At 64.5% G+C, this 25286-nt stretch carries 26 protein-coding genes; 12 read left to right on the top strand and 14 right to left on the bottom strand.

The features are described from left to right. Positions 1-18: 18 nt before the first annotated feature. Positions 19-1779, bottom strand: coding sequence for a chloride channel protein (locus tag CQ14_RS15265; RefSeq protein WP_057858693.1), 1761 nt, complete (start codon positions 1777-1779; stop codon positions 19-21). 194 nt (positions 1780-1973) lie between these two features. Between CQ14_RS15265 and CQ14_RS15260 the strand changes: the two genes are divergently transcribed. Next, the gene (locus CQ14_RS15260) at positions 1974-2531 is read left to right on the top strand and encodes an HNH endonuclease (protein WP_057858692.1); all 558 of its coding nucleotides are present in this window, start codon (positions 1974-1976) and stop codon (positions 2529-2531) included. 156 nt (positions 2532-2687) lie between these two features. Next, the gene (locus tag CQ14_RS15255) at positions 2688-3740 is read left to right on the top strand and encodes a DUF2252 family protein (protein WP_057858691.1); all 1053 of its coding nucleotides are present in this window, start codon (positions 2688-2690) and stop codon (positions 3738-3740) included. A gap of 97 nt (positions 3741-3837) precedes the next feature. Here CQ14_RS15255 and CQ14_RS15250 read toward each other — a convergent pair whose 3' ends face one another. Next, positions 3838-4386: an isochorismatase family protein gene (locus CQ14_RS15250; protein ID WP_057858690.1), complete on the bottom strand. Its 549-nt coding sequence runs from the start codon at positions 4384-4386 to the stop codon at positions 3838-3840. 95 nt (positions 4387-4481) lie between these two features. Further along, positions 4482-5351 carry an SDR family NAD(P)-dependent oxidoreductase gene (locus CQ14_RS15245; RefSeq protein WP_057858689.1) on the bottom strand — a complete coding sequence of 290 codons (870 nt, stop codon included), beginning with the start codon at positions 5349-5351 and terminating at the stop codon, positions 4482-4484. 108 nt (positions 5352-5459) lie between these two features. Here CQ14_RS15245 and CQ14_RS15240 point away from each other — a divergent pair, with 108 nt between their 5' ends. The 5 genes from CQ14_RS15240 (at position 5460) to CQ14_RS15220 (ending at position 10509) form a co-directional block, all read left to right on the top strand. Beyond that, entirely contained in the window at positions 5460-6335 is an 876-nt protein-coding gene (locus CQ14_RS15240) for a LysR family transcriptional regulator (protein ID WP_057858688.1), read from the top strand. Between the two features lie 124 nt (positions 6336-6459). Beyond that, positions 6460-7977, top strand: coding sequence for an AMP-binding protein (locus CQ14_RS15235; protein ID WP_057858687.1), 1518 nt, complete (start codon positions 6460-6462; stop codon positions 7975-7977). Positions 7978-8145: 168 nt separating this feature from the next. After that, positions 8146-9117, top strand: coding sequence for a S1C family serine protease (locus CQ14_RS15230; RefSeq protein ID WP_057858795.1), 972 nt, complete (start codon positions 8146-8148; stop codon positions 9115-9117). Between the two features lie 63 nt (positions 9118-9180). Further along, positions 9181-10251, top strand: a complete 1071-nt coding sequence (locus tag CQ14_RS15225; protein ID WP_057858686.1) for a carboxylesterase family protein — start codon at positions 9181-9183, stop codon at positions 10249-10251. Positions 10252-10302: 51 nt separating this feature from the next. Further along, complete coding sequence (locus tag CQ14_RS15220; RefSeq protein ID WP_057858685.1) at positions 10303-10509, top strand: hypothetical protein; 207 nt, start codon at positions 10303-10305, stop codon at positions 10507-10509. Between the two features lie 72 nt (positions 10510-10581). Here the strand turns inward: CQ14_RS15220 and CQ14_RS15215 are convergent, their stop codons facing one another. The 4 genes from CQ14_RS15215 to CQ14_RS15200 all read right to left on the bottom strand — a co-directional run bounded on the left by CQ14_RS15215 (position 10582) and on the right by CQ14_RS15200 (position 13063). Beyond that, the gene (locus CQ14_RS15215; protein ID WP_057858684.1) at positions 10582-11250 is read right to left on the bottom strand and encodes a DsbA family protein; all 669 of its coding nucleotides are present in this window, start codon (positions 11248-11250) and stop codon (positions 10582-10584) included. Between the two features lie 31 nt (positions 11251-11281). After that, positions 11282-12067 (bottom strand): sulfite exporter TauE/SafE family protein, encoded by a 786-nt coding sequence (locus tag CQ14_RS15210; RefSeq protein WP_057858794.1) that lies wholly within the window; start codon positions 12065-12067, stop codon positions 11282-11284. 90 nt (positions 12068-12157) lie between these two features. Further along, positions 12158-12634, bottom strand: a complete 477-nt coding sequence (locus tag CQ14_RS15205; RefSeq protein WP_057858683.1) for a PaaI family thioesterase — start codon at positions 12632-12634, stop codon at positions 12158-12160. A gap of 3 nt (positions 12635-12637) precedes the next feature. Continuing rightward, on the bottom strand, positions 12638-13063 hold the full coding sequence (locus CQ14_RS15200) for an acyl-CoA thioesterase (RefSeq protein ID WP_057858682.1): 426 nt from the start codon (positions 13061-13063) through the stop codon (positions 12638-12640). A 99-nt stretch (positions 13064-13162) separates the two neighbouring features. Here CQ14_RS15200 and CQ14_RS15195 point away from each other — a divergent pair, with 99 nt between their 5' ends. Continuing rightward, positions 13163-13744 (top strand): TetR/AcrR family transcriptional regulator, encoded by a 582-nt coding sequence (locus CQ14_RS15195; RefSeq protein ID WP_057858681.1) that lies wholly within the window; start codon positions 13163-13165, stop codon positions 13742-13744. A 36-nt stretch (positions 13745-13780) separates the two neighbouring features. Here CQ14_RS15195 and CQ14_RS15190 read toward each other — a convergent pair whose 3' ends face one another. Beyond that, on the bottom strand, positions 13781-14269 hold the full coding sequence (locus tag CQ14_RS15190) for a hypothetical protein (protein ID WP_057858680.1): 489 nt from the start codon (positions 14267-14269) through the stop codon (positions 13781-13783). 178 nt (positions 14270-14447) lie between these two features. Between CQ14_RS15190 and CQ14_RS15185 the strand changes: the two genes are divergently transcribed. After that, positions 14448-14714: a PsiF family protein gene (locus CQ14_RS15185; protein WP_057858679.1), complete on the top strand. Its 267-nt coding sequence runs from the start codon at positions 14448-14450 to the stop codon at positions 14712-14714. A gap of 101 nt (positions 14715-14815) precedes the next feature. After that, complete coding sequence (locus tag CQ14_RS15180) at positions 14816-15904, top strand: AbrB family transcriptional regulator (RefSeq protein WP_430650179.1); 1089 nt, start codon at positions 14816-14818, stop codon at positions 15902-15904. A 39-nt stretch (positions 15905-15943) separates the two neighbouring features. On the opposite strand, the gene CQ14_RS15175 is transcribed toward CQ14_RS15180, so the two are convergent. From CQ14_RS15175 to CQ14_RS15165, 3 genes are read right to left on the bottom strand one after another with little or no spacing between them, the layout of a single operon-like run. Then, a complete protein-coding gene (locus tag CQ14_RS15175) occupies positions 15944-16759 on the bottom strand; it encodes an ABC transporter permease (protein WP_057858677.1) in 816 nt (271 codons plus the stop codon). Continuing rightward, complete coding sequence (locus CQ14_RS15170) at positions 16759-17673, bottom strand: ABC transporter permease (RefSeq protein ID WP_057858676.1); 915 nt, start codon at positions 17671-17673, stop codon at positions 16759-16761. The genes CQ14_RS15175 and CQ14_RS15170 overlap by 1 nt, the downstream gene beginning before the upstream one ends. Continuing rightward, positions 17670-18794 carry an ABC transporter ATP-binding protein gene (locus tag CQ14_RS15165; RefSeq protein ID WP_057858793.1) on the bottom strand — a complete coding sequence of 375 codons (1125 nt, stop codon included), beginning with the start codon at positions 18792-18794 and terminating at the stop codon, positions 17670-17672. Before CQ14_RS15165 ends, CQ14_RS15170 begins: the two co-directional genes overlap by 4 nt. 228 nt (positions 18795-19022) lie before the next feature. Here CQ14_RS15165 and CQ14_RS15160 point away from each other — a divergent pair, with 228 nt between their 5' ends. After that, on the top strand, positions 19023-19523 hold the full coding sequence (locus CQ14_RS15160; RefSeq protein ID WP_057858675.1) for a GlcG/HbpS family heme-binding protein: 501 nt from the start codon (positions 19023-19025) through the stop codon (positions 19521-19523). Between the two features lie 38 nt (positions 19524-19561). Further along, a complete protein-coding gene (locus CQ14_RS15155; RefSeq protein ID WP_063800359.1) occupies positions 19562-20872 on the top strand; it encodes a tetratricopeptide repeat protein in 1311 nt (436 codons plus the stop codon). 14 nt (positions 20873-20886) lie between these two features. Here the strand turns inward: CQ14_RS15155 and CQ14_RS15150 are convergent, their stop codons facing one another. The 3 genes from CQ14_RS15150 to CQ14_RS15140 all read right to left on the bottom strand — a co-directional run bounded on the left by CQ14_RS15150 (position 20887) and on the right by CQ14_RS15140 (position 25110). Then, entirely contained in the window at positions 20887-21903 is a 1017-nt protein-coding gene (locus CQ14_RS15150) for an adenylate/guanylate cyclase domain-containing protein (protein WP_057858674.1), read from the bottom strand. Beyond that, positions 21888-23372 carry a glycerol-3-phosphate dehydrogenase gene (locus tag CQ14_RS15145; protein WP_057858673.1) on the bottom strand — a complete coding sequence of 495 codons (1485 nt, stop codon included), beginning with the start codon at positions 23370-23372 and terminating at the stop codon, positions 21888-21890. Before CQ14_RS15145 ends, CQ14_RS15150 begins: the two co-directional genes overlap by 16 nt. Positions 23373-23583: 211 nt before the next feature. Beyond that, the gene (locus tag CQ14_RS15140) at positions 23584-25110 is read right to left on the bottom strand and encodes an ABC-F family ATP-binding cassette domain-containing protein (protein WP_057858672.1); all 1527 of its coding nucleotides are present in this window, start codon (positions 25108-25110) and stop codon (positions 23584-23586) included. Between the last annotated feature and the right edge of the window lie 176 nt (positions 25111-25286).

The following is a 25286-nucleotide window of genomic DNA, read 5'->3' as shown; positions in this document are numbered from 1 at the left end:
GCTTGAGCGCCATGGCGCTCAGACCTCCCCGATCGCCTCGCGCCTGCGTTTGTCGGATTCTTCCGCGTAGCGCCGCATGGCATGGGCCTCGGTGAGAATCCCGACAGGCCGATGTTCGCCATCGGCCTCGACGACCGCCAGCGATTCCGCTTCGGCGGCGTCGAAGACCGCAATGGCTTCCTGAATATTCATGACCGGGTGCAGCACGGCGTCCCGATGATGCAGGATGCCAAAGAGACCGTGGGCGGCATCGATGTCAGGTGCGTGCGCTTCGGCCACCACCGCCAGCCCGACATAGCGCCCCACAGCATCGACCGCGACGACCTGCGTCTTCGACCCCAGCGGAAATTTCACCCTGAAGTCCTCGATCCCGATACCGGCGTCGACCGTGGCGACATCCGGCCGCATCAGGCGTTGGACCGTGAGATCGCGGATCCAGCCGACATCGGCGGCACTGCGGATGGTTTCGCCGCGTAGATGAAATCGCCAGGTGGCGAAGGAGTAGCCGAACAGTTCCCGCGTGATCATGGTCGAGATGATGACCGCGACCAGCACCGCCGTGGTCAGCCAGAGATTGCCGGTCGATTCCAGCGCGATGAACGACATCGTCAAGGGACCGCCAATCACCGACGCCGACAGCGCGCTCATGCCAATCACCGCATAGACATTCGGATCGAGGCCGAGACCCGGCCAGACCAGATCGACGCCGCCGGCGAACAGGCGGCCACCAAGCGCACCCATGAACAGCGTGGCGAAGAACAGTCCGCCGCGGAAGCCGGAGCCGAGCGAGACAATCGAGGCCAGCGCCTTCAGGACGAAGACGCCGGCGATGATCTGCAATGGCATCGATACGAGGCCCGAAAAATGCAGCGCGCCATGACCCGAAGACATCACCTGCGGTGTCACCAGCGCAAGCAGACCGACCGCGAGGCCGCCGAGTGCCGGGCGGAGCGGCGGCCAGAGACGGACCTTCGCAAGCCCGGTTTCGCACAGCGCCACGCCGCGCATGATGAGGATGCCAAACGACGCTGCCAGACCCCCGAGCAGCGCGGCAACGGCAAGATCGCGCCCGACCACGTCCCCGACCGGGCCTATGCTGATGCCGAGTGACAGCGCCTCAAATCCATGGGTGACGAAGTAACCCGCCACGGCGGCGACGCCGACCGGCGCCAGGCTCGCCGGGGTATAGCCTCCGATCACGAGTTCGAAGGCATAGAAGGCGCCGGCAAGCGGAGCACCGAACGCACCAGCGATCGCAGCCGCCGCCCCGCAACCGACCATGATGCGCTGGTCGGCGCGGCGCAGGTGAAATCCACGGCCGAGCGAAGCGGCAAGGCCGCTCGCAAGCTGTGTATATCCGGCTTCAAGGCCGACCGATGCCCCGACCCCGCTCGACCAGGTGGTCTGCAGGGCCACGATGACGCTGCCGCGAAACGACATCCGCCCGCCATGCAGGGCGTTGGCTTCGATGGGATCGATCTCGCGCGCGGGCCGCCAGCGCAGCAACAGCAGGAGGGCTGCGCCCAGCACCAAGCCGCCGAGACTTGGAACCAGTACGGCGCGCAGCGTCTCGATGTCAGGCTGGCTGGAAAGCCGCTCCGTCATGCTGATGTTGAACAGCAGTGCGTGCAGGGCAGCCACCGCCACGCTCATCGCCAGCACCACCAGGCCGCCAATGGTTCCGATCATCGCGGCCAGGACCACCAGGCTCGTTTCATGGGCGCGAACAAACGCCCGCAACCGGCGCGGCGCCTCAAGATAACGTGAAGGGGTGACCATTCCTGGGGTCCGCCAGCGCTGAACATTGCCCGTTGGGTCACGATTTAGCGGTCTTCTCGGCCCCGATGCAAATCGGGGCGGAACGGTGACAGCTTCGGATAAGTCCCGGAACGCTCTTCACAATCCCGTCACGCTGCCTGTAGTATGCAGGGCGCATGCTGCTTCGCAGCTAACATGGGGGTCAGGAGCGTTACTTGAACGCACATGTCTCGCAGGGCGGTTGGCCGGTACTGGTGCTGAACGCGGACTTCCGGCCGCTGAGCTACTATCCGCTGTCTCTCTGGTCGTGGCAGGACGCGATCAAGGCGGTGTTCCTCGAACGCGTCAATATCGTCGAGCATTACGACCGCGCCGTACACAGCCCGACCTTCGAGATGCAGCTCCCGAGCGTGGTGTCGCTAAAATCCTTCGTCAAGCCGACCACCCATCCCGCCTTCACCCGCTTCAACGTCTTCCTGCGCGACCGCTTCGTCTGCCAGTATTGTCATGCGCATGACGACCTGACCTTCGACCACATCATCCCGCGCAGCAAAGGTGGTCAAACCACCTGGGAAAATGTCGTCGCAGCCTGCTCGCCGTGTAATCTGCGCAAGGGCAACCTGACGCCGCAGCAGGCCAAGATGTTTCCGCGACAAGCGCCGTTCGCGCCGACCGTGCATCAGCTCCACCGCAACGGCCGGCTGTTTCCGCCAAACTATCTGCATGATAGCTGGCTCGACTATTTGTACTGGGACACCGAGCTCGATCCGTAAGCCATACTCCTGGCTTCCCCGATCGGCGCGCGCAGCGGTGTAGCCGCTTGCCGCCGCGAAATCGTGATCTGCGCGGTTTCAAGTCGATTCATCCTGAGATAGGATTTTGCAGCCGCCACAATCACGTCATTGCCGGCGAACCTGCGAGGTCCTGCAATGTCTTTCCGCACGGATAATGACGACTTCGAAGCCTGGCTGGGTACGCAGTGCGACGTCGTCAAGGCGGATATCGATTACAAGCACCAGCGGATGAAGAAGAGCGCCTTCATATTCTTGCGCGCGACCTATTTTCGCTGGGCGAGGAAGATCGGCGACTGGTGTCCGGAGTTGATGGATGCGCCGTCCGTGCTCTCGGTCGGCGATCTGCATCTGGAAAATTTCGGAACCTGGCGCGATGCGGACGGCCGCCTGGTGCGGGGCGTCAACGATTTCGACGAAGCCGCCGTCATGCCTTATGTGCTCGACCTGGTCCGCCTCGCGGCGAGCATCCGGCTCGCCCCCGATCTCGCGCTCAGCAATCGGGCTGCGGCAGAGGCCGTACTCAAGGGTTATCGCGAGGGCCTCGACGGCCCGCAGCCGGCGCTGCTGTACGAAGGCGAGACCTGGCTGCGACCCTATGCGGAACGTGCCGATCTCCGGCCGGAGAAATTCTGGAAGGAGGTTTCCGAATATCCCAAGGCAAGGCCGCCGGCGAGGATCGCCGAGGCGCTGATCGCCAGCCTGCCAAAGGACGTGGAGAAGATTCGGCTGTGCTCGCGCCGCAAGGGCGGTGGCGGCCTTGGCAGGCCGCGCTACGTTGCGGTCGCCTATTGGCGCGGCGGCCACGCGTTGCGTGAGGCCAAGGCGCTGGTGCCATCGGCATGGGTTTGGGCCAGCGGCAAGAAGAGCCGAACGTCGAATTTCCTCGAATTGGCGAACGGCCGCTATCGCGCGCCGGACCCATTCCTCAGTGTTCGCGACAAGTTCATCCTCCGGCGCATCGCCGCCGATGCCCACAAGATCGAGCTCGGTGACGATGCCGGCGCAATGCTCCGGCTCGGACTGCTGCGGGCGATGGGATTCGATCTGGCGTCTATTCATGCCGCCGGCTCGGCCACCACGCGCGCGATCCGGCACGACCTCCGAAAGCGGCCACCCGGCTGGTTAAATGCCGCCGCCAAAGCCGCGGCAAGGGCGGTCGAGCGTGACTATGAAGAATGGCGAAGCTGATAAGAGCAGGCCAAGATGTTTCGGCCGAACAGCAGCACGCTAGCTGGCTTATCTTTATTGGGAACCGGGCTCGATCGCAAATCTCGGCCGGCCTTGCTCAGGCCTGCAACGCCTCCATCACCACCTGCACCACTTGGCTGCTTTCCGGCGTGGTCCAATTGCCGACAAGCTCTGCAACCAGTTGATTGGTGCTCGTTAGCGTAACACCGCCGCGCTCCATCCGGCGCAACGCCATGTCGTCGCCGATTCGGCTTGGCGAGCCGCCGGCATCGGCGACGACCTGCACCTCGAAACCTTCGCGCACCAGGCTGAGCGCCGGAAACACCGTGCAGACATCGTTGGTGACACCAGCGATGACCAGCTTCTTGCGGCCGGTAGCCCTGACTGCAGCCGCGAAGTTTTCATCGTCCATCGCGTTGACGATGCCGACGCGCTTGATGCGGGCGGCGAACGCATCCGGCAATATCTGGCCGAGTTCGCTGAGCAGCGGGCCCTGCGCGTGATCCTCCATGCTGGAGGTGAGCACCACCGGCAGCTTCAGAATCCCAGCCGTTTTCGCCAGCAACAGCGTATTGCGCTTCAGTTCATCGAGCGGAATGGATTTTACCCAGCTCATGGTGCCGACCTGATGGTCGATCAGCAGCATTGCGGCATTCCCGGCACTGAACTTTCGTAACCCATCTTGGTTCTCCAGAGGTTGGAAGAGAGCAATCGCTAGGATGCGATGCGAAGATTCGTCCGCTACACCAATGCTTCCGAGGCGGCAATGAAAGCCGCCACGTAATTGCCGTCCGTCAGTTCCGGTGACGGCAGGATCGCCTGTCCCTTGCGGTCGAACATCACGCCGCTATGCGCTTCGAGATCCGGAGAGACCAGGAGCGGCGCCAGGCGCTCGGCATAGTCTTCCGCGCTGGACGCCACGAGGCCGGTCATCCACTCGATGAAGCGATACAGAAGCGTCTTTCCGCCGAACAGATTGCTGCGGATGTTGCTCTTGATGAAGCCGGGATTCAGGCCGAAGAAGTTCGCGTTCGGGTAGCGCTTAGCGCCGTCGAGCACGAGCGCCTCATTGCCGGCGACGGTGTTCATATGCGCGGCCCAGCGGCCGTAGGATTTCTCCGAATTGAGGTCGTCGAGATTCCCAGCCTGGCCGTTACCGGGAAAGCCCATGATGAAGACGCGCGGCTTCATCTGACCTGCAGCCTGGCGCTTTCCGAGACGCGGGCCGATCTCGCGCACGATCGCCAGCCGGCTCAGATAGCTGACAGCCATGTCGCGCTCGATATTCTCCGCGGTCACTTCGCGTGTCGGCCCGGCCATGATCCCGGTCGTGAAAATGACAAGGTCGAGCCCCTCCGCGGGTAACAGATGGGCGACGCGCTGGGCCTCGCGCATCAGGCTCAGGTCAGCCTTGATGAACTCGATGCCCGGCACGTCGCTATCGCGAAAGCTCTGGCCGACGACAACGACGCTGGCGCCGCGCGAGGCCAGCAATCGGCTGAAGGCGCGGCCGATGCCGCCCGTTCCGCCGACAATTGCAACCTTCAATCCGCTGAAGTCAGCGCGTGCGGCGTCGGCACGGCTCCGTGTGAAATTCTTGTCGCGCTTCATGGCTTCCTCGATCAGGTCTCATGGGTGAACACCCCGTAGATGAGCGAGCCATTCGTGGGATAAAGTAGCCATACTGGAACATATTGATCCATTAATGGAGCAATCGCGATGGCGCTGCTGAACGACATGGCCCTGTTCGTCGAGGTGGTGAAAGTCCGCAGCTTCCGGCGGGCAGCGGAGACCATCGGCATGCCGAACTCGACGCTGTCGCGAAGGATCAGCGCGCTGGAGAAAGCGATCGGGCTCCGGCTGCTGCACCGGACCACGCGCCGGATCGAACTCACCGAGGCCGGCCAGCTCTATTTCGAGCGCAGCAAGCGCATCGTCGACGAAGCGCGGCTGGCGCATGAGCAACTCGGCGAGATGCTGGCGCAGCCGAGCGGCCTCCTGCGCGTCTCGCTGCCGGTGGATTTCGGAACCATCTATCTCGCGCCGCTGGTCGCCGAATTCGCGCAGCGCTATCCCGGCATCAGCTTCGAATTCGACCTGACGCCGCGCCGGGTCGACCTGGTGGCCGAGCCGTTCGACGTAGCGATCCGCATGGGCGAACTGGCGGACTCCCACCTGATCGCACGCCGGCTCGCACACCTGGCGCGCTTTCTCTACGCCTCGCCGCGCTATCTGGAACTGTTCGGCGAACCGAAAAGGCCCGATGATCTGGTGAAACACCAATGCCTGTGCATGCCGCGAGCCAATACCTGGACGCTGGATGACGGGACGAAAAAGATCGAGATCGCGGTGGGCGGCCGCTTCACGCTCAACAGCGTCGGCATGATCCGCCGTCTCGCGACACTCGACCTCGGCATAGCCTTGCACGCGGAAGCGATCGTCGCCGACGATCTGGCTTCAGGCCGGTTACGCCGCGTGCTGCCGAAGTGGCAGGCCTCTCCAATCTCCGTCTATGCCATCACCGAGACCCGGCTATTGCCCGCGAAGACGCAGCGCTTCATTGAATTTCTCGGTGAGCGTTTGGGCCGGACATGACGGCACGCGATTCATGGAGGCATTCTGCGCCTTCACTCAGCCATCCAATTCTGTCACGATGCCCAGAGGCTCCTGCCTCATCACAACCACAAGAGCGGCCTCAACGCCCCAACGGATACGCCCCATGCTCATTCCCATCGCCGACGTGCCGCGCTGGTATGCCGAACGGAAACCCAAAGACACCATCGCAGTCAGTCACGGCGCCGACGCAATTACCTGGGAGCAACTCGAGCGCAGCGCCAACCGACGCGCGCGGGCGTTTGCAGCAAAAGGCGTCAAGCCCGGGGATTTCGTCGCCATTGGCTTGCCTAACAGCAATGTGTTTTTCGAAACCACCTTTGCGGTGTGGAAATGCGGGGCGACGCCGACATCGCTGACCTGGCGGCTGCCGCGCGGCGAGGCCGCGGCCGTGCTCGATATTCTCAAGCCGTCGCTGGTGGTCGGCGGCCAGCCGGACTGGAACGCGCCGAACTCGCTGCCGGCGGATTTCGTGCCTGAAGGTTTTTCGGACGAGCCCGTGACCAATCCGGTGGCACGCTACTGGAAGGCGATGACCAGCGGCGGCTCGACCGGGCGGCCCAAGGTGATCCTCGATCACATGCCGGCGGTGGTGGAAACCACCTTCCCGTCCCCGCTCGGCATCCCGCAGGACGCCTCGCTGCTCAACCCGGGGCCGCTCTATCACAACGCGCCGTTCATCGTCTCGCACACCGCGCTGTTCAACGGTGGCCGCGTGACCGGCCTCGTCAAGTTCGACGCCGAGGAGACGCTGCGGCTGATCGAGAGAAACCGCGTGCAATGGGTGAATTTCGTGCCGACCATGATGCACCGGATCTGGTCGCTGCCCGATGCGGTGCGTAAGAGTTACGACCTCTCGAGCCTGCAGATCGTGTTCCACATGGCGGCGCCGATGCCGCCGTGGCTGAAGGAGAAATGGATCGAGTGGCTCGGGCCGGAGCGCATCTACGAGCTCTATGGCGGCACCGAGCGGCAGGGCGCCACGATCATTTCCGGCACCGAGTGGCTGACGCACAAGGGCTCCGTCGGCAAGATCGGCGAGACCTGCCGCTTGAGGATCATCGGCGAGGACGGCAACGATGTCGCGCCGGGCGAAACCGGCGAGATCTATTTCCTGCCCAATGACGGCGCCGGCTCGACCTATCACTATCTCGGCGCCGAGCCGAAGCGCCGCGCCGACGGCTGGGAATCGCTCGGCGATATCGGACGGCTGGATGCGGAGGGTTATCTCTATCTCGGTGACCGGCTCGCCGACATGATCCTGCGCGGCGGCGCCAACATCTATCCGGCCGAGGTCGAGGCTGCGGTATCGGCGTATCCCGACGTGCGCTCCTGCGTCGTCGTCGGCCTGCCGGATCCGGAATTCGGACAGCGCGTCCATGCCATCCTCGAGCTCGACCGTGGCACGGAAGCGCAAGGCGTCGCCGACGGCATGGCAGATTTTCTCTCCGACCGGCTCAGCCGCTACAAGCATCCGGAAAGTTTCGAGGCCGTCCAGATCAGCCTGCGCGACGATTCCGGCAAGGTACGGCGTACGCTGTTGCGCGACGAACGTGCGCAATGGCTGCGGGAAAATCGCAGCTTTCGGATCATGCCTGCACGCGAACGGGCCAAAGCGGACTGATCCTCGATTACCGCTGGAACAATTCCGAATTGGCCCTCTTATGGGTCACATCGCGGCCATTTTGGGGGACACTTTCAAGACGGCCGTTTGCAGCATAGAATTATGATGAAATTTCCCGCGCTTCCGCACCTCGCGGAAAAGCCTGCCGGTTCGCCAGGAGACCCATCCATGCCTTCCTTGACCGAATGGAGAGTGCCGCCCGCAAACCAGCCGCGCGCGGGCGACTATGGTTTCGACCTCGACAGAACCCTGTCGTCGGTGGTCGGGCTGCATTCGATCATTCCGCCCGATGCGTTCAGCGCGGAGACGCTCGGCACCGAACGCGCCGGCAATGGCGTGCTGATCGATGACGGGCTGGTGTTGACCATCGGTTATCTGATCACCGAGGCCGAGGCGGTCTGGCTGCATCGCGGCGACGGCCGCGTTGTGGAGGGCCACGCGCTCGGCTTCGATTTCGAATCTGGCTTCGGCCTGGTGCAGGCGCTCGGCGACCTCGATCTCGATCCCTTGCCGCTCGGTTCTTCCGCCGCTGCTCAAGTCGGCGACCGCGTGGTAGTCGGCGGCGCCGGCGGACGCACACGCTCGGTTGCCAGCCAGATCGCGGCAAAGCAGGAATTTGCCGGCTACTGGGAATACCTGCTGGATGAGGCGATCTTCACCCATCCCGCGCACCCCAACTGGGGCGGCACCGGGCTGATCTCGAACCGCGGCGAACTGATCGGGATCGGCTCGCTGCAGCTCGAACGCGAGCGCGAGGGCAAGGCCGAGCATGTCAACATGATCGTGCCGATTGATCTGCTCAAGCCGGTGCTCGACGACATCAGGAAATTCGGCCGCGTCAACAAGCCGGCGCGGCCGTGGCTCGGCATGTACACCACCGAAATCGACAACCGCGTCGTGGTGGTCGGCATCGCCAGCAAGGGACCGGCGGCGCGCGCCGAACTGAAGACCGGTGATGTCATCCTCGCGGTGAACGGCGACAAGATCACGAGCCAGACCGGCTTCTATCGCAAGCTCTGGTCGCTCGGAAATGCCGGCGTCGACGTGCCGCTTACGGTCTATCATGAGGGCGTCACCTTCGACGTGGTGCTGAGCTCAACCGACCGCGGCAAGCTGTTGAAGGCGCCAAGGCTTCACTGAAAAGGCTGCATTGAACCAAGGCCGCATTGAGTTAGAGACTCCATTGAACGCAGAGAGTGCCCGATGAGTGAGGCCGTGGTGGACGACATCGTGGCCGTGCTGCCGCCGCTGCTGCAGTCGCTCGAAGCCCTCGCTTTCGTCGCGCGCTACCTCAACCCGCCGGATTTCGACCGGGTGATGGTGGCGGCGGGACAGCCGGACGACGATCTGCGCGCGGTTCGGCCGCGGCTGGCGCAATGGCCCGACGGGTTCGCCGACATCAAGGCCCCGCTGGAGGCAGCGAGCCTGGCCGCACTGGCCGCGTTCGCGGGCTTGCGCGTCGTCCAGAATGGCAACGGCGATTTCGTCAGCCTGTTTCGCGCGCTTCGATACGCCCCACGCGCGCAGGAGGCGCTCTACCCGCTGTCGGCGAGGTTGCCGCCGGTAAACGAGTTCTTCATCGATCCCTCGTTGCGGGGAGACGCAGAGCTTGCGGCGCGGCTGGCGGCGCCGGCGCATGAGAACACCGGCATCTTTCACCATCATAACGAGTCCGGTAGCCGCGGCGGCTTCTCGCTCTATGTGCCGGAGTATTACACGCCCGACCGCGCCTGGCCGCTGGTGATGGCGCTGCACGGCGGCAGCGGCAATGGCCGCAACTTTTTGTGGAGCTGGCTGCGCGACGCCCGCAGCCGCGGCGCGATCCTGGTCGCGCCGACCGCCACGGGTAACACCTGGGCGCTGCAGGGCGACGACACCGATACGCCTAACCTGATGCGCATCCTGGAATCGGTGCGCGCACGCTGGAACGTCGATCCGCAGCGGATGTTGCTGACCGGAATGAGCGACGGCGGCACCTTCTGCTACGTCTCTGGTTTCGAGAGCGCCTCGCCGTTCACCCATCTCGCGCCGGTGTCGGCGACCTTCCATCCGTTGATGGCGGAAATGGCTGACGCCGACCGGCTGCGCGGCCTGCCCGTTCATATCGTGCATGGCCGGCTCGACTGGATGTTTCCGGTGCAGGTGGCGCGGCAGACCAGCCAGGCGCTGTCGGCCGCGGGCGCTGACGTCACCTACCGCGAACTCGACGATCTCAGCCACACCTATCCGCGCGAAATGAACGCGGAAATGCTGCAATGGCTGAACGGCGCGTAAGTGGAACCATCCTCCATGTTCGGCGTTATCAGTCGCAACGGAGGAACTACAATGCAGACGTTTGTCGGAATGATTTTGGGTGCGCTGCTGCTGGTTGGTGGCGTCTACATCTACGATTCCTTGCAGACGTCGAGCGTGGCCAGCGGCCAGATCGCGCAGGCCAATCGCACCATCGTCAACTGGGATGTGGCGAAGGCCGACTGGGACAAGCTGACGACGCGCGCCCATGAGGGCTGGGTGAAGATTTCGTCGAAGTAATTTGCCAACAGGATCGTCTTGACAATAGCACGCCGTCGTTCCCAACGACGGCGTGTTTTGCTGTGACGGCGGTCAGTTGGCTTTCTTCGCCTTGCGGGCGTCGGCGATCACCATCTCGAATTCCGCCATGGTCAGGATGCCCGGCACGCGGAACTTGCCGACGATGAAGGACGGCGTCCCCTTGAATCCGAACGCCAAGGCCTGATCGTGGTTGCGGGTGAGAACGGTGTCGATCGCCTTGGCGTTGGCCGTGGCGTCGCGGTTGAGGCGGTCCATGTCGATGCCGGCACCCGCCAGCAATTCGCGGATGCGCGGTTCGGTCAATTTCGAGCTGACGCCGATCATCGCCTCATGCGCAGCCATGTACTTGCCCTGATACTTCGCGGCCAGCGCCATGCGCGCCCCGAACTTCGAGACCTCGCCGAGGATCGGCCAGTCCTTCAGCACCAGGCGCACCTTGCCGTCGTCCTGCACCACCTGCTGGATCTCGGGCGCGATCTTGCGGCAATACGGACAGTTGTAATCGAACCATTCGACGATATTGATGTCGCCGTCGGGATTGCCGGTCGCGGGCACCTCGGGGTCGCGCAGCACCAGCGCTTCGTTCAACACATCGTCCACGCGCTGCGCAGAGGCCGGTCGCGACGTGGCGCCCAGCAACGCGGCACCGCCGAGCAAGCCGAGAGCTTCGCGCCGCGTAGGCTGCAGGATGATCCCGGCCGGATTGTTCGATCGCTTCATCTTTGGTCTCGCGAAGGGCTGCATTTCCTGTCTACGGCTGAAACAGGGACATGTTACGCGCCAGCATATAGAGCGCCACGGCAATAATGACCACGGCGAACACGATATTGAGCGCGCCGCGCCGCTCGGCGAGATGCCGCGCCGAACGCGTGCCGGCCAAGCCGCCGGCGATGCCACCTGCCACGAACAGGCCGGCCAGCGCCCATGACACCAGCCCGGACCAGGCATAGCTGGCCGCCGTGGTCAGGCCGAACGCGGTGACCGCGACCAGCGAGGAGGACACCGCGTTCAGGATCGGCATGCCGGTCGCCAGCATCAGGGCCGGCACGATCAGGAAGCCGCCGCCGATGCCGAAGAAGCCCGACACCGTCCCGGTCGTGAGGCCCAGGCTGACGATGGCGGGGATGTTCGACATCGAGATCTTGACATCAGGCAGGCCGGTGCGTGAGCGCGTCTTCAGCATCAGAAGCGCGATGACGATCATGACCAGCGCGAACAGCGCCAATAGCCGTTGACCATCCACCATCTTGCCGAGGATCGATCCGCCGAAGGCGCCGACCATGCCGGCGGCGGCAAAGATCAGCGCGCAGGACCAGATCACGGTGCCGCCGCGCGCATGGTTGGAGAGGTTGACCGCGGCGTTGGCGGCGACCGCGATTGCGCTGGTGCCGATCGCGACATGGGGCTCCGCCACGCCGACCAGATAGACCATCAGCGGCACTGCCAGGATCGAGCCGCCGCCGCCGACCAGGCCAAGCGAAAACCCGACCAGCATCCCCGACGCCAGTCCCAGCACGCCCTGCGCGGTGGAGATGATCAAGTTGAAAGACTCTGTTGCACGCCGCGACCATAGAAGGATTTTTCACATCCTGCTATGCCGTTAGCATAAGTATGCACTGCAGCAGGGTCAGGCCGGTGCGAGCGCCTTGTCCGCGGCGGCCCCCTCGCGCGGCAGCAGCGCCATCAGCGTGCCGCTCATGGTCGCAATCAGCGTCTCGACCCCGTCATGCGCGGCATAGGCGCGGGCTTCGCACACGGTCAGCGTACGGCCGGGCTTGACGACGGTGGCGCGGAAGATGAACCGCTCGCCGCGCGCGGGCGCCAGGAGGTTGGTCTTGAATTCCACGGTGAGAATCCCCGCGCCCGCCGGCATCAGCGTGAACGCGGCAATGCCGCAGGCATTGTCGAGCGCCGCCGTGATGATGCCGGCATGAATGAAGCCATGCTGCTGGGTTAGTTCGTCCCGATAGCTCATCGCGAGATCGACCTCGCCGGGCTCCAGCCGGGCGATCGAAATGCCGAGCGTCTTCATCGCGCGCTGCTGGTTGAACGTATCGGTCGCAATCTCGCGAAATTGCGGATTTTTCGGCAGGAAGCGCGTCACGGGTCAGGCCATCGCCGGTTCGAGATGCCTGGTCGCGGCGTCGCGGATCGCGGGCGCGAAGGCGGTCGACTTGCGCGCCTGCCGGTCCATGTGGACGCCGACGAATTCGCAGCTCGCGGCGATCTCACCGGTTTCGGCGTTGCGCATCTCGTGGACGAAGCGGATCGACTTGTCGCGGATTTCCACGAGCCGGCTTTTGACCTCGACGATGTCGCCGGCCAGGAGTTCACGCTTGTAGGTGACGGTCTGCTGCACGGCGGCCATGCCGCGGCCGGACGTGCGCAGATAGGACGGGGTCAGGCCGAGCCTGGCGAATAGGTTCCAGTTCGCCTCGTCGAACTTGCCGACATACCACATGATGTTCATGTGCCCGACATGATCGCATTGCCAGGGATAGACCGTGCCGCGATAGGTCGCGTCCGTCTCCATCGTTTGCTCCGCCTTTTTGCTGATGTTGATACGGTAGCGTATCAGGCCGCCTCTGGGTTAGCAATACGGCACCGTATCAACAATCGGTGAGAGCGGACCATGAGCGACGCCAAGGCAGACACCCGGACCGGCGAGGTAAGGAGCGAGCGCTGGATCGAGGCCGGCCTTGAGGAAATCGCCCGGGCCGGTGTCGAAGGGGTGCGGGTCGAGGTGCTGGCCAAGAACCTCGGCGTAACCAAGGGCGGCTTCTATCGCCGCTTCCGCGACCGCGCGGCGCTGCTGGAAGCCATGTTGCAGCACTGGAGCGCGGGCCGTATCGCCGCGATCGAAAAACACACCAGCCTCGACGGCACGAGCGCGCGCGAGCGGCTGAAGGCGCTGACCGCGCGCTATTCCGAGCACATCAATACCGAAGGCATGGCGGTCGAACTGGCGATCCGGCAATGGGCGCGGTCCGACGAACTTGCGGCCAACGTGGCTGCCCACGTCGATGCCGCGCGGCTGAAGAATGTCGGGCAGCTCTTTCGCGCGACGGGCTTACCGCCCGAGGAAGCCGACGCGCGGGCGTTCATGTTCTACTGCTTCATATTCGGCCAGGGCCTGCTGTTTCTCGAACGCGGCCAGCGCAAACGCGCGCAACTGGTGGCGAAGTCCGCCGAAACATTGCTCCGCGACCTGTAGGCGCGGCCGAAACATCCGGCCGCGCCCGGTGGAGCGTCAGGCCGCGCCCTTCAGCTTCTTGGAGCATTCGCTGTAATAACCGCCGCCCTTCTGGATCCACTTCAGCCCGCCATTGGCATTGGTCGCCTTGTTGGCGTTGTACTGATCCACGCAAGTGTGCATGCGGGCCTTGCCAGCAGTCTCCTTGGAGTATTTCGGATCGACCGCGCTCGGATAGACCGCGGGGCCCGACGGAGTGGCAGGCGCCGCGGCCTCCTTGGCGGCTTCCTTCTTGGATTCTTTCTTGGCGGTTTCCTTTGGCGCGGCAGCGGGCGCCGCTGCCGCCGGAGCGGCCGCAGCATCGGCGCCGCATTGCGCCTTGCGGAAGTCATTCCACTTCTGGTCGCCGAGCGTGCCGGCGGCTTTCGCTGCCTGGTATTTGGCGCTGCATTCCTGCGCCGTTAGGGCGTTCGCCTGCGTCGTCATCACCAACGCGGCCATACCCGATACTGCAATCGCACCTAGTATTCTTGCTTGAATAGTCATCCCTGGTCTCCTTGGGGATAGTCATCTGCGGCTACCATCCTACCGCAACCAAAGCTTGCGACAACGCGAACAGGCCGCGCCTGAGCAAAATTTCGTGACGAGCGATTCCGCTTCGTTCACCCGCGGTTCAGCATCAGAGCACGACGCTTGCGCCCTTGTTTTCAAGCCGAGGTGCCTCATGACGAAGATGTCCTCCCTTGCCACCGCGGTCGCCGTGGCTTCCCTTCTGTTGATGGGCGCCGCGACCGCGCAAACCACGGCTCCCGCCAAGACCGATGCCACCAAGGCCGAAACCAAGGCACCGGCTGAGAAGAAGGCGGAGAAACCGCGGACCGCTGCCTCGCTCGAATGTTCGAAGGAAGCCGACGCCAAGGGACTTCACGGCAAGGAACGCAGGAAATTCCGCTCGGAATGCAAGCGAGCCGCGGCTGGAAAGGCGAAGTGATCGCCTTTCCTGTCGAAGAGGTCGTCCACCAACATTGCCCGCGCATTGCTGCAATCGCGTGACGCATTTGTACGACGGTGACGGATTTGCCATAAGGCGGCGTGACCATGATCCCCGCCTCGATTTCCGCCGCCATTGCTGATCGCGCCAAGATTCTGGGCACCCTGGAGGCACTCGTCCTCGGTGCTGCCGGTGGCGCGCTGTTTCTGTGGTTCAACCTGCCGGGCGGACTGATCTCCGGCGCGATGTTTGCCGTCGGCATCGCCGCTCTCGCAGGCCGGCCGGTGACCATGCCGCCGATCCTGACCCAGACCGTGCTCGTGCTGCTCGGTATCACGCTGGGCTCGCTGGTGTCGCGGCAATTGATCCAGCACATGAGCGCCTATCCCCTGACCATCGGCCTGCTGGCGCTGGCGACGTTCTGCTCGACCTTCGGCTCCAGCTTCTATCTGCAGCGCATCCACGGCTGGGACCAGACTTCGGCGCTGCTGGCGGGGAGCCCCGGCGCGCTGTCGCAGATCACCATGCTGGCCGCCGAGAAAGGCGCCGATGTCGCCGCGATCGCCGTGGTGCAGACCATCCGCGTGATCATCCTGACCGCGGCGCTGCCGCTGCTGCTGGCAATGACCGGCGTGGCGCCGAGCGCGCCCATGGAGCTGATCAGTACCGGCGTCGCCTCGCCGCTCGAACTCGCGGTGCTGGCGACGGCTGCCGTCGCCGTCGCGCTGCTGCTTCGGCTCGCCAAATTCCCGGCAAGCTGGATGTTCGGCGCAATGATTGCCTCGGCCATGCTGCACGGCACCGGCCTGATCGAGGGCGGCCTGCCGACCTGGATGCGCGGCGTGGCGCTGGTCGGCATCGGCGCCGTGATCGGCACGCGCTTTGCGCGGATCAGCAAGAAGACGCTCGTCAGCCACATCAATGCCGGGCTGGGCTCGTTCGCGGTTGCCATCGTCATTTCAGCCGTTTTCATCACGGTGATCGTGCTGACCACCCATGTGCGCTTCGCCGACGTCGTGGTGGCGTTTGCGCCGGGCGCGATGGACGCCATGCTGGCGCTAGCGCTCACGCTGCATATCGACCCGATCTTCGTCGGCGCCCATCATCTGTCGCGCTTCGTGTTCGTCTCGATCACGACGCCGGGCATCGTGCATCTGTTCGGACGGCCGCAGGAGGATGTGGACGATTGAGCAGACAGGTCCGGTGGTCTCGTCCCCGTAAGGACGAGATCAAAGCGGCGCCGCGCTCTCGCCCTGCGTGCTCGACAGCTTCGAGGCGAGCGAAGCGATCACGATCAGCACGGCGATCAGCGCGATCACCATGGTGCAGATCGCATTGATCTCGGGCTTCACGCCGAGCCGCACCTCGGAATAGATCCGGATCGGCAGCGTCGCCGAGCCGGGACCGGTCGTAAAACTCGCGATCACGACGTCGTCGAGCGACAGCGTGAAGGCCAGCATCCAGCCCGCCGCAATCGCGGGAACGATGAGCGGCAGCGTCACGCGAATGAATGCCTGCACCGGATTGCAGCCGAGATCCATCGCGGCCTCTTCCAGGCTGCGGTCGAGCGAGGCAAGGCGCGACTGCACCACCACGGTGACGAAGCACATCGTCAGCGTGGTGTGGGCGATCGTCACCGTCCAGAATCCGCGCTCGGCATTCAGCGCCACGAATAATAGCAGCAGGGACAACCCCGAAATCACCTCGGGCATCACCAGCGGCGCATAGAGCATGCCGGAAAACAGCGCCCGGCCCCTGAAGCGCTCGCCGCGCGCCAGGCCGACGGCTGCCAGCGTGCCGAGCAGGGTCGCTATCGTGGCCGATACAGCAGCAACGCGCAGGCTCATCCAGGCGGCATCCAGCATGGCGCGGTCGTTGAAGAACTCAAAGTACCAGCGCAGCGACCAGCCACCCCACACCGTCACCAGCCGCGAGGCGTTGAACGAATAGATGACGAGAATGACGATCGGCAGGTACAGGAACGCCAGCCCCAGCGCCAGCGAGGTGACGTTGAATGCCGACATCCGGTTGACCTGCCGGGCCATCACTTCGCACTCTCCAGCGTCCGGCGCTGCAGCCGGTCGTACAGCACCAATGGCGGCACCAGCAGAACCAGCAATGCGACCGCGGCGGCGGCGGCGACCGGCCAATCCTTGTTGGTGAAGAATTCCAGCCACAGCGTCTGGCCGATCATCATCGAGCCGGAGCCGGCCAAAAGGTCCGGAATCACGAACTCGCCGAGGATCGGGATGAAGCAGAGCAGCGCGCCGGCGCCGACGCCGGGCAACGACAGCGGAAATGTCACCAGCCAGAACGCCCGCCGTGGCGAGGCGCCAAGATCGGCGGCCGCTTCCAGCAGCGAGGCGTCCAGCTTGGAGAGCGTCGCATAGAGCGGCAGGATCATGAACGGCAGATAGGAATAGACGATGCCGATATACATTGCGGTGTCGGTCGACAGCCATACCACCGGCGTGGAGACGACGTGCAATGCGAGCAGCACTTTATTGAGCAGGCCGTCATGCTGCAGGATGTTGATCCAGGCATAGATGCGGATCAGGAACGAGGTCCAGAACGGCACGATCACCAGCATCATCGCGATCGGCTGCCAGCGCTGCGGCAGCCGCGCCATGCCGTAGGCGACGGGGTAGCCGATCAAGAGCAGCATCAATGTCGAGATCACGGCGACCACGACGCTTCGCAGATAAGAGCTGATGTAGAGACTGTCCGAAGCCAGCAGCCCGAAATTATCCAGCGACAACTGCGAGAAGGCCGCAGTGATCGCGGCCCATCCTTCGGCAAAATCGAACACCGGCAGGTAAGGCGGTTGCGCGATCGCCGTCTGCGACAGGCTGATCTTCAGCACGAAGCCGAACGGCACCAGGAAGAACAGCACCATCCAGAGATAAGGCGCGATGGCGGCATACCGCGCCGGCTGTGCAAAGATGCGGCGTGTGCTCATCGTTCCAGCACCACGCAATCGTCGGGCGTGAACCACGCCACCACGCGCTGGCCGGCGTCGTAGGTATCGGTATCGAACCGGGCGGTATTGGCCACCGACGAGCGCACCACCGCGCCGGAATCGAGCTTGACCTTGTAGACCGTCGAGCCGCCGAGATAGCTGACGTCGGCGACGACGCCTTCGAGCCGGTTGATCGCCTGCGAACCGGCTGCATCCGGCGCCGGACCACGGCGCGACATCTTCACCTTCTCGGGGCGGATAGCGACCGAGACGACGGTCCTGGTGACGGGCTCACGCGGCTCGGAAACCACAATGGCTCCGCCGTCGCGGGTCGCGATCGTCAGGCGACGATGGTCGCGCGATGTTACGTCGCCGTTGAACAGGTTGACGTCGCCGACGAACTCGGCGACCCAGCGCGAGGCTGGCGCCTCGTAGAGGTCGCGCGGGGTTGCGACCTGTTGCAGCCGGCCGGCATCCATCACGCCGATCCGGTTTGCCATCGTCATCGCCTCTTCCTGATCGTGGGTGACGACGATGAAGGTCATGCCGAGCCGGCGCTGCAGCTCCATCAATTCCAGTTGTGTGCTCTCGCGCAGCTTCTTGTCGAGCGCCGCCAGGGGTTCATCGAGCAGGAGAACCTTGGGCCGCCGCGCCAGCGAACGCGCCAGCGCCACGCGCTGCTTCTGGCCGCCGGAGAGCTGATCGGGTTTTCGCTTCTCCATGCCGTCGAGCTTGACCAGCGCGACCATCTCGGCAACGCGGGTATCGATGGCGGCGCGGGCCATCCCGGCGCGCTTCAGGCCGAACGCGATATTGTCCCGCACCGAAAGATGCGGAAACAACGCGTAGTTCTGGAACATCATGTTGACGGGCCGCTCATGCGGCAGCACCGGCGCGATGTCGCGGCCGCCGAGCAGGATGCGGCCCTCGTCAGGCGTCTCGAAGCCGGCGAGCATCCGAAGCAGCGTGGTCTTGCCGCAGCCGCTCGGGCCCAACAGCGCAAAGAACTCGCCGGTCCTGATGTCGAGCGAGAGCCCGTCCACCGCGGGGAAAGTGCCGAACTTCTTGGAGACCCCCTCGATACGGAGCAGCGGCATATCGTCGGCCGACCGCGCGGGCATGGCCTGCGCTACGGCCGAATCGATTTTCGCCGTGTCGATCTCGGGCGATTCCCCGGTCTTGCCATTTGCCTGCGCCGTCATGGCCGCACGCTAGCGACGGATCGCTATCCGCTCAACCGGCCTGGAACAGGCAGCCACAATATTCTGGCTGCGGGTCCCGTCTCTGGTAAGGTCGTAGCTCGCGGAAAGCCGGCCGCCGCGCGTGTATGAAGGATCGGGAGCGACTTGATGACCGTTCGGAATCTTCTGGCTGCGACGGCAATTTCTTCCCTGCTCGCCAGCGCAGCCGCCGCACAGGAAGCCATCGTGACCTACAAGTCTCTGAGCCCCGAACTGGCGCTCGACCTGGCGCGCGCGACGCTGGCGGATTGCAGAAAGCGCGGCTTTCAGGTGACGGTCGCCGTCGTCGACCGCTTCGGCGTCACGCAGGTCTTGCTGCGCGACCGTTTCGCGGGCCCACACACCGTATCGACCGCTTCGGGCAAGGCATGGACCGCGGCCAGTTTTCGGACCAGCACGACCGAACTCAATGCCATCAGCCAGCCCGGGATGATGCAGGCCGGAATCCGTAACCTGCCGGGTGCCGTCATCGTCGGCGGCGGTGTGACGGTGGAAGCGGCAGGCTCGCTGCTGGGTGCTGTTGGCGTTTCCGGAGCTCCCGGTGGCGACGCGGACGAGGCCTGCGCCAAGGCAGGTATCGACGCCGTCCGCGACAAGCTCGATTTCTAAGCCTGACGATGCCATCGCGTGCCCCAAGGACAAAAACAATGAACCGCGACAGATATGACCTCCCGCTGACGACCAACTCCGAACGCGCCGCGGCGCATTACCGCGACGGCGTCGACTGCATGCTGTCGGCCTGGCACGGCGCCGAGGACGCCTTCGACAAGGCCATCGCGGAAGATCCGACCTTTGCGCTCGCGCATATCGGAAGGGCGCGACTGCATCAGCTCAACATGGAGGGCGGCAAGGCGCGCGCTGTCGCCGCGCAGGCCCGTGAACTGGCCGCAGCCGCCAGCCCACGCGAAAAAAGCCATGTCGAGATCATGGCCGCCGTGATCGAGAGCAAGCCGAAACTGGCCGTGACCGGCGCCGAGGCGCATCTCGATGAATATCCGCGCGACGCGCAGGTGCTGTCGATCCTGCTCGGCGCGTTCGGTCTCTACGCGTTCTCGGGCCGTCCCGACCACGATGCGGCAAAACTCGCGATCTGCGAACGTCACGCGCGGCATTATGGCGAAGACTGGTGGTTCGTCTCCTATCTCGGCTGGTCGCATACCGAGGCAGGAAATCTCTCCACCGGGCGGGAGCTATCCGAACGCGCGATGGGGTTGCGCGCGGCCAATGCCAATGCCGCGCATGGCCTGTCGCACGCCATGTTCGAGCAGGGCGACATGGCAACGGGCCGCCAGTTTCTGTCGCAGTGGATGCCCGCGCATGATCGCCGGAGTTTTCTGCACGGGCATCTGGCCTGGCATGTCGCACTGACCCTGCTCGACGCCGGCGATCTCGACGGCGCGCTTGATATCTACGAGCAGCATATCAAGCCGGCGGGCCGCCCCTACCCGCCGCTGAACATCTTCACCGATGGCGCCTCGCTGCTGTGGCGGCTTGCGCTGGCCGGCCAGACCGGGCTGGAGCCGCATTGGCGCGATGTCGCCGCCTACGGCGAAAAATACTTTCCGCAGGCGGGCGCGCATTTTGCCGATGTGCATTTTGCGCTGGCCACCGCGATGACCGGCGGCGATGCGCTGGAAACGCGACTGGCGCAACTCGAAGCGCGCGCCGCCGACGGCAAGCTGCTGCCGGGCCGCGCCGCCATCGAGCTCTGCCGCGGTATCCGGGCATTTGCGGGTGGCGATCATGCGGAGGCGATCCGCCTGCTCGAGCCGGCAATTGCCGAGCTTGCGCGGATCGGCGGCAGCCACGCCCAGCGCGAATTGTGGGAGGACACGCTGATCGTCGCGTATATCCGCGCAGGTCACGGCGACAAGGCCGCCGGAATCATCTCGAGCCGGCTCGACCGCAGGCCTTCGCCACGCGACGAGGCCTGGGCGCGCGCGGCGCAGCGAAACTAGGCTCGCCGCTGCAATCAGACACGGCGCTCCACGGCGAAAACCTCAATAGCTGCCGTCCGGCCCCGCAAGCGAACCTCTCCGAGCGCTTCGACGGCGAAGGCTGGCTTGAGCTTCATGTGATGCAGCAAATCGGCCGAGACCAGCAAATTCCGGCCGGCCTCCTTGCAGTGCTCCTGCAGCCGCGCCGTCACGTTCACGGTATCGCCGAAATAGGCGAGCTGACGGCGCGAGCTGCCGCACTCGCTGATCGCCACCTGACCGGCATGCAGGCCGGCGCGGAAGCTCGGCACCATGCCGAATTCCTGCCGGTAAGACTCCGCCTTCTCCGCGATGCAGTCGGCAATGGCGAAGAAGCAGTCGATGCAGCGCCCGGCCGACATCCTGCCGTCGAGCGGCCAGGTCACGATGACCTCATCGCCGACATAGGCATGGACCTCGCCGCCATGCGCGACGATCGCATCGTCGATGTCGAAGAAGAAGCGGGTAAGCAGGCCTTGTACGCGCAACTCTCCCATCTCCTCGGCGAGCGAGGTCGAGCCGGCAAGGTCGAGGAACATCAGCACGCGTGCTTCCCGTACCGGGGTCCGGTAGCGCCCGAGCGCCACGTTGAACAGCACGCGGCTGCCGACCAGCCGTGTCAGTTCGTAGACGGCGTGGCCGCACAACGAGGCGAGAAACCCCAGCGCAACGATCCGGGGGAAAGCGTCAAACAACCAGTGGGCCTCGATCCGATGCCAATAAAGAAGCGACTCCAAGATCAGAACGGTTGATGCAACGACGACGGCCATGGTTGCGGACCGCACCGCCAGATCCGCCAGCAGCGGCCACCTGGATACCCATTCGCTCCGGCGCGAGGTGAAGTAGAGATGAACGCCCCAGGCCGCGAGCGCCATACCCATGCCGTGAAGACCGCTGCGAAGATAATTCAAGGGCGAGGCTTCGATCGCGAGATCCACGAAATGGCGATAGCCCATTCCCAAAAGCAGGCCGCCCAAGGCAATCACGATCGTCGGATTTATCGCGCGCCGCATGTGAGTTCCGGTGCTGCAGTCGCCATGAACGCTGCGAGGGCGTCGCGATCCTCAGGCTCCATGGCGAGGCCAAGCTTCGTGCGCCGCCACAGGATATCGTCCGGAAAACGCGCCCATTCCTTATTCATGAGATAGTGCACTTCAGCGCCCGTCAACTCCGGTCCGAAGGCCGGGCCGAGTTCGCTGCGCGCTTTGGCCTCGCCGAGGATCTCCCTGGCGTTGGTTCCATAGGCAGCAACCAGCCGCCTCGCCTGCTCCTCGCCGAGAAACCGCCAGCGGTCGCGGACGTCCTCGACCTCGTTGTCGAAGCGGTCCCAGGCAAAATCGCCGCCGGGCAGCGGCGCCTTGGCGGTCCAGCGCGCCGACATCGGATAGAACGGCGTGAGTTCCGAGACCGCCCGCTCGGCGCGCAGCCGCGAGGTGGTGACGTCGCCGCCGAACACCGTGAGCAGCGGCGCCTTGCCCCGCCCGTGGTCGAGCGTGATCGCCCCGTCGCGCCCGCTCGCGGCTGGCAGCACCATGTTGGCGCCGGAAAGCGTGCGCACCACGTCGACCGTCTCGATCCGCTCGCGGAAATAGCGGTTCGCCGCGTCGCAGAGATGGGCGACGTCATTAGCCGCCATCGCGACGATGGCGGGATCACCCTTGAAGGCATGGCTGACGGTGCCGATCAGGGTGAAATCGCGCTCATAGGGACTGGCGAAAATCAGCCGCCCATCGCTGTTCTGGAACACATAGATGTTGTCGCTGTCGAACAGGCGGCGGACGATGATCTGGTCCATCTGCACGGCGGCGAGCTTCGGCGGCGGCACGCGCAACACCGTCTCGGCAACGGACGGCGTCCAGGCGCCGGTGGCGTTCGCGACCGCCCTTGCCGTGACCACCTGGCGAAACCCACGATCGATCGTCACCAGCCGCCATTCCCTGCCGCGTTCGGCCCGGCTGCAGCGCGCGCCGGTGCGAATCACCGCGCCGCGTGCCGCGGCATCGACGGCGGTGAGAACCACCAGGCGCGAATCGTCCACGATGCAGTCGGAATATTCAAAGGCGGTGCCGAACGGCCGCTTCAGCGCGTTGCCGACCGGATGATGCGTGACGTCGATGGTCGCCGAGGCCGGCAGGCCGCTGCGCGAGGCCAGCCGGTCATACAGCAGCAGCCATGAGCGCAACTGCCAGTCCGGACGCTCGTCGGAATGGGCGGGGATGGCAAAGCGCATCGGGCGCACCAGATGCGGCGCGATCCTGAGCCAGGTGTCGCGCTCGCCGAGCGCGGAACGGACGCGCAGGAAATGCCGGCGCTCCAGCCCCGCCAGATCGCCATGGATCAGCCGCGGCGAGGCCGACGAGGCGCCCGCGCCGAGATCGCCCTGCTCCAGCAGAATGACGCGCAAGCCACGGCCGACGGCGTCGCGCGCGATGCTGACGCCGTTCAACCCGCCGCCAATGATCGCGAGATCGTAGTCCGCCATACGCAAGCGCTACTGGAGAGAATCTGATTTCACTACACTAGGGCATGATGGCCAAAAGTGGATGTCACTCCTGGAAATCATGTCGGGGGATGAAACATGCGGCCGCCGCAGTCGAGCCTTTTCCGTTCCGATGGAATCGGAACGGGGCTCTAATTTTTGTTTTGACGCGTTTTCTTGACGCGAACCGGTCTCCACTTCGCTGGAAAACGCTTTACCCGGTTGCGCCGATCGATGCGAAGAAGCGCTCCGGTCCTTCCAGTTCCACCAGCTTCCTTTTTTCGATCAGCCAGAACCGGTTTCCCACCGCTCGCACGAAGGTGCGATCGTGTGACACCAAGAGGCAGCTTGCCTGGTGCTCCAGCAATTCGTCTTCCAGCGCCTCCTGCCCCTCGATATCGAGGTGATTGGTCGGCTCATCGAGCAGATAGAAGTTTGGCTGGGCAAGCAGCAGCATCAGCATGCCGAGGCGCGCCTTCTGTCCGCCGGAAAGGCGGCCGATCGGACGGCCCTGCATCGCAACCGAAAGGCCTGCACCGGCGAGCCATGCACGCGCACGCTGATCGCCTACCTCGAACCGGTTGACGATCGCGTCCATCGGCGTGTCGGTATCGGCAAGACCGGCAAGATCCTGTTCGCAACAGCCGAGAGCAAGCGACTGCGTGACCTTGATGCCGGCCTGCGTGGCTGCCGGATTTTCGATCGCCCGCCGCAGCATCGCCACGAGCCGGGTCTTGCCTGCCCCGTTCGGCCCCAGCAGCACGATCCGGTCCCCCTTGCAGATGAACTGCTTGCCGGTCCTGAACAGCAGGCTGCCGTCCGGGGCAGCGACGGCGGCATCATCAAGCGCAATCAGAACCTTGGCATGCGTTCCGCGGTTGGCCAGCTTGATCGTTCCTGCGGATCGCTCCAGATGCGCAGGTCTTGCCGCATCTTCCAGCTTCTCGGCCCGCTGCTTCAGTTGCCTGGTCTTTTGCAGCAGAAGGTCGCTGCCGGAATTGATCCCGATATTGTTCAGCTTTGCCGCGTTCTGGCGAAGCTGCTGGGCCGCCTTCAGGTCGCGCCGGTAGCGCCGTTCATCGGATGCATCCACCTCGCTGAGCGCGGCGCGCGCCGGCGTATAGGGCAACGAAAATATCTGTGACTGCTCGGGCCGCAAGAATACCGTGCGGTTCGTGGTTGCGTCGAGAAAGGCCCGGTCATGGCTCGATATCACGACCGGCATATCGCGCGGCAGCGCGTTCAACCAACCTTCAAGCTGACCAATCCGGGCGAGGTCCAGGTGGTTGGTCGGCTCGTCGAGCAGCAGCACGTCAGCCTCGGTCACCACGACGCGGGCAAGCATGGCAACCCGCTGCCAGCCGCCACTCAGTTGCTTCAGCGGTCGCTGCCGCAGCGCCTCGGGCACATCAAGCGATTCCAGCGCGACGTCGACTTTCCAGCCGTCGCTTGCCCGTCGTTCGGCGGGTAGCGCCTCGAGCACCGCCGCATCAAGCGGCGTATCCATCAGCGCCATTGGCACGTCCTGCTCGACATAGCCGATGGTCAGCCCGCGTGATCGGGTGATCTCGCCGTCGCCCGGCGCCATCAGGCCGGCAATGCAGCGCAGCAGCGTGGATTTGCCGCGTCCGTTGGCGGCGACGAGCCCGATACGGTCACCGGCATTGACGACGAGGTTCAGTCGGGAAAACAGCGGAGCGTTCAGCGTCACGCCGAGATTGCGGATAGTGATAAGGGTCATGATCGTTCCCTGGTCTTGCCGGCGACCACGACGTCCGGGGCATGCAGCCATCATCGGACGTGGTGTCGGAGCGCGGCGAGCTACGGAAAATGCAGGCGCGAACGATCAGACGTTCGACGCCGCATTGCCACGAGGGGCAGACCAGGAAGAGATTTACGAAAAAGCCTCTGGTCAGC

It is taken from the genome of Bradyrhizobium lablabi, from assembly GCF_001440475.1.
GTDB classification, from domain to species: Bacteria; Pseudomonadota; Alphaproteobacteria; order Rhizobiales; family Xanthobacteraceae; genus Bradyrhizobium; species Bradyrhizobium lablabi.
The sequence above is the reverse complement of the archived record's forward strand: the minus strand, read 5'-3'. Positions and strand labels throughout refer to the sequence as shown.

What these genes read in the sequence shown, in the direction of transcription:
- CQ14_RS15265 (WP_057858693.1), bottom strand. Translation starts at nt 1,779, where the DNA reads ATGGTCACCCCTTCACGTTATCTTGAGGCGCCGCGCCGGTTGCGGGCG.
- CQ14_RS15255 (WP_057858691.1), top strand. Translation starts at nt 2,688, where the DNA reads ATGTCTTTCCGCACGGATAATGACGACTTCGAAGCCTGGCTGGGTACG.
- CQ14_RS15250 (WP_057858690.1), bottom strand. Translation starts at nt 4,386, where the DNA reads ATGCTGCTGATCGACCATCAGGTCGGCACCATGAGCTGGGTAAAATCC.
- CQ14_RS15245 (WP_057858689.1), bottom strand. Translation starts at nt 5,351, where the DNA reads ATGAAGCGCGACAAGAATTTCACACGGAGCCGTGCCGACGCCGCACGC.
- CQ14_RS15240 (WP_057858688.1), top strand. Translation starts at nt 5,460, where the DNA reads ATGGCGCTGCTGAACGACATGGCCCTGTTCGTCGAGGTGGTGAAAGTC.
- CQ14_RS15235 (WP_057858687.1), top strand. Translation starts at nt 6,460, where the DNA reads ATGCTCATTCCCATCGCCGACGTGCCGCGCTGGTATGCCGAACGGAAA.
- CQ14_RS15230 (WP_057858795.1), top strand. Translation starts at nt 8,146, where the DNA reads ATGCCTTCCTTGACCGAATGGAGAGTGCCGCCCGCAAACCAGCCGCGC.
- CQ14_RS15225 (WP_057858686.1), top strand. Translation starts at nt 9,181, where the DNA reads ATGAGTGAGGCCGTGGTGGACGACATCGTGGCCGTGCTGCCGCCGCTG.
- CQ14_RS15220 (WP_057858685.1), top strand. Translation starts at nt 10,303, where the DNA reads ATGCAGACGTTTGTCGGAATGATTTTGGGTGCGCTGCTGCTGGTTGGT.
- CQ14_RS15215 (WP_057858684.1), bottom strand. Translation starts at nt 11,250, where the DNA reads ATGAAGCGATCGAACAATCCGGCCGGGATCATCCTGCAGCCTACGCGG.
- CQ14_RS15200 (WP_057858682.1), bottom strand. Translation starts at nt 13,063, where the DNA reads ATGGAGACGGACGCGACCTATCGCGGCACGGTCTATCCCTGGCAATGC.
- CQ14_RS15195 (WP_057858681.1), top strand. Translation starts at nt 13,163, where the DNA reads ATGAGCGACGCCAAGGCAGACACCCGGACCGGCGAGGTAAGGAGCGAG.
- CQ14_RS15190 (WP_057858680.1), bottom strand. Translation starts at nt 14,269, where the DNA reads ATGACTATTCAAGCAAGAATACTAGGTGCGATTGCAGTATCGGGTATG.
- CQ14_RS15185 (WP_057858679.1), top strand. Translation starts at nt 14,448, where the DNA reads ATGACGAAGATGTCCTCCCTTGCCACCGCGGTCGCCGTGGCTTCCCTT.
- CQ14_RS15175 (WP_057858677.1), bottom strand. Translation starts at nt 16,759, where the DNA reads ATGGCCCGGCAGGTCAACCGGATGTCGGCATTCAACGTCACCTCGCTG.
- CQ14_RS15170 (WP_057858676.1), bottom strand. Translation starts at nt 17,673, where the DNA reads ATGAGCACACGCCGCATCTTTGCACAGCCGGCGCGGTATGCCGCCATC.
- CQ14_RS15165 (WP_057858793.1), bottom strand. Translation starts at nt 18,794, where the DNA reads ATGCCCGCGCGGTCGGCCGACGATATGCCGCTGCTCCGTATCGAGGGG.
- CQ14_RS15160 (WP_057858675.1), top strand. Translation starts at nt 19,023, where the DNA reads ATGACCGTTCGGAATCTTCTGGCTGCGACGGCAATTTCTTCCCTGCTC.
- CQ14_RS15155 (WP_063800359.1), top strand. Translation starts at nt 19,562, where the DNA reads ATGAACCGCGACAGATATGACCTCCCGCTGACGACCAACTCCGAACGC.
- CQ14_RS15150 (WP_057858674.1), bottom strand. Translation starts at nt 21,903, where the DNA reads ATGCGGCGCGCGATAAATCCGACGATCGTGATTGCCTTGGGCGGCCTG.
- CQ14_RS15145 (WP_057858673.1), bottom strand. Translation starts at nt 23,372, where the DNA reads ATGGCGGACTACGATCTCGCGATCATTGGCGGCGGGTTGAACGGCGTC.
- CQ14_RS15140 (WP_057858672.1), bottom strand. Translation starts at nt 25,110, where the DNA reads ATGACCCTTATCACTATCCGCAATCTCGGCGTGACGCTGAACGCTCCG.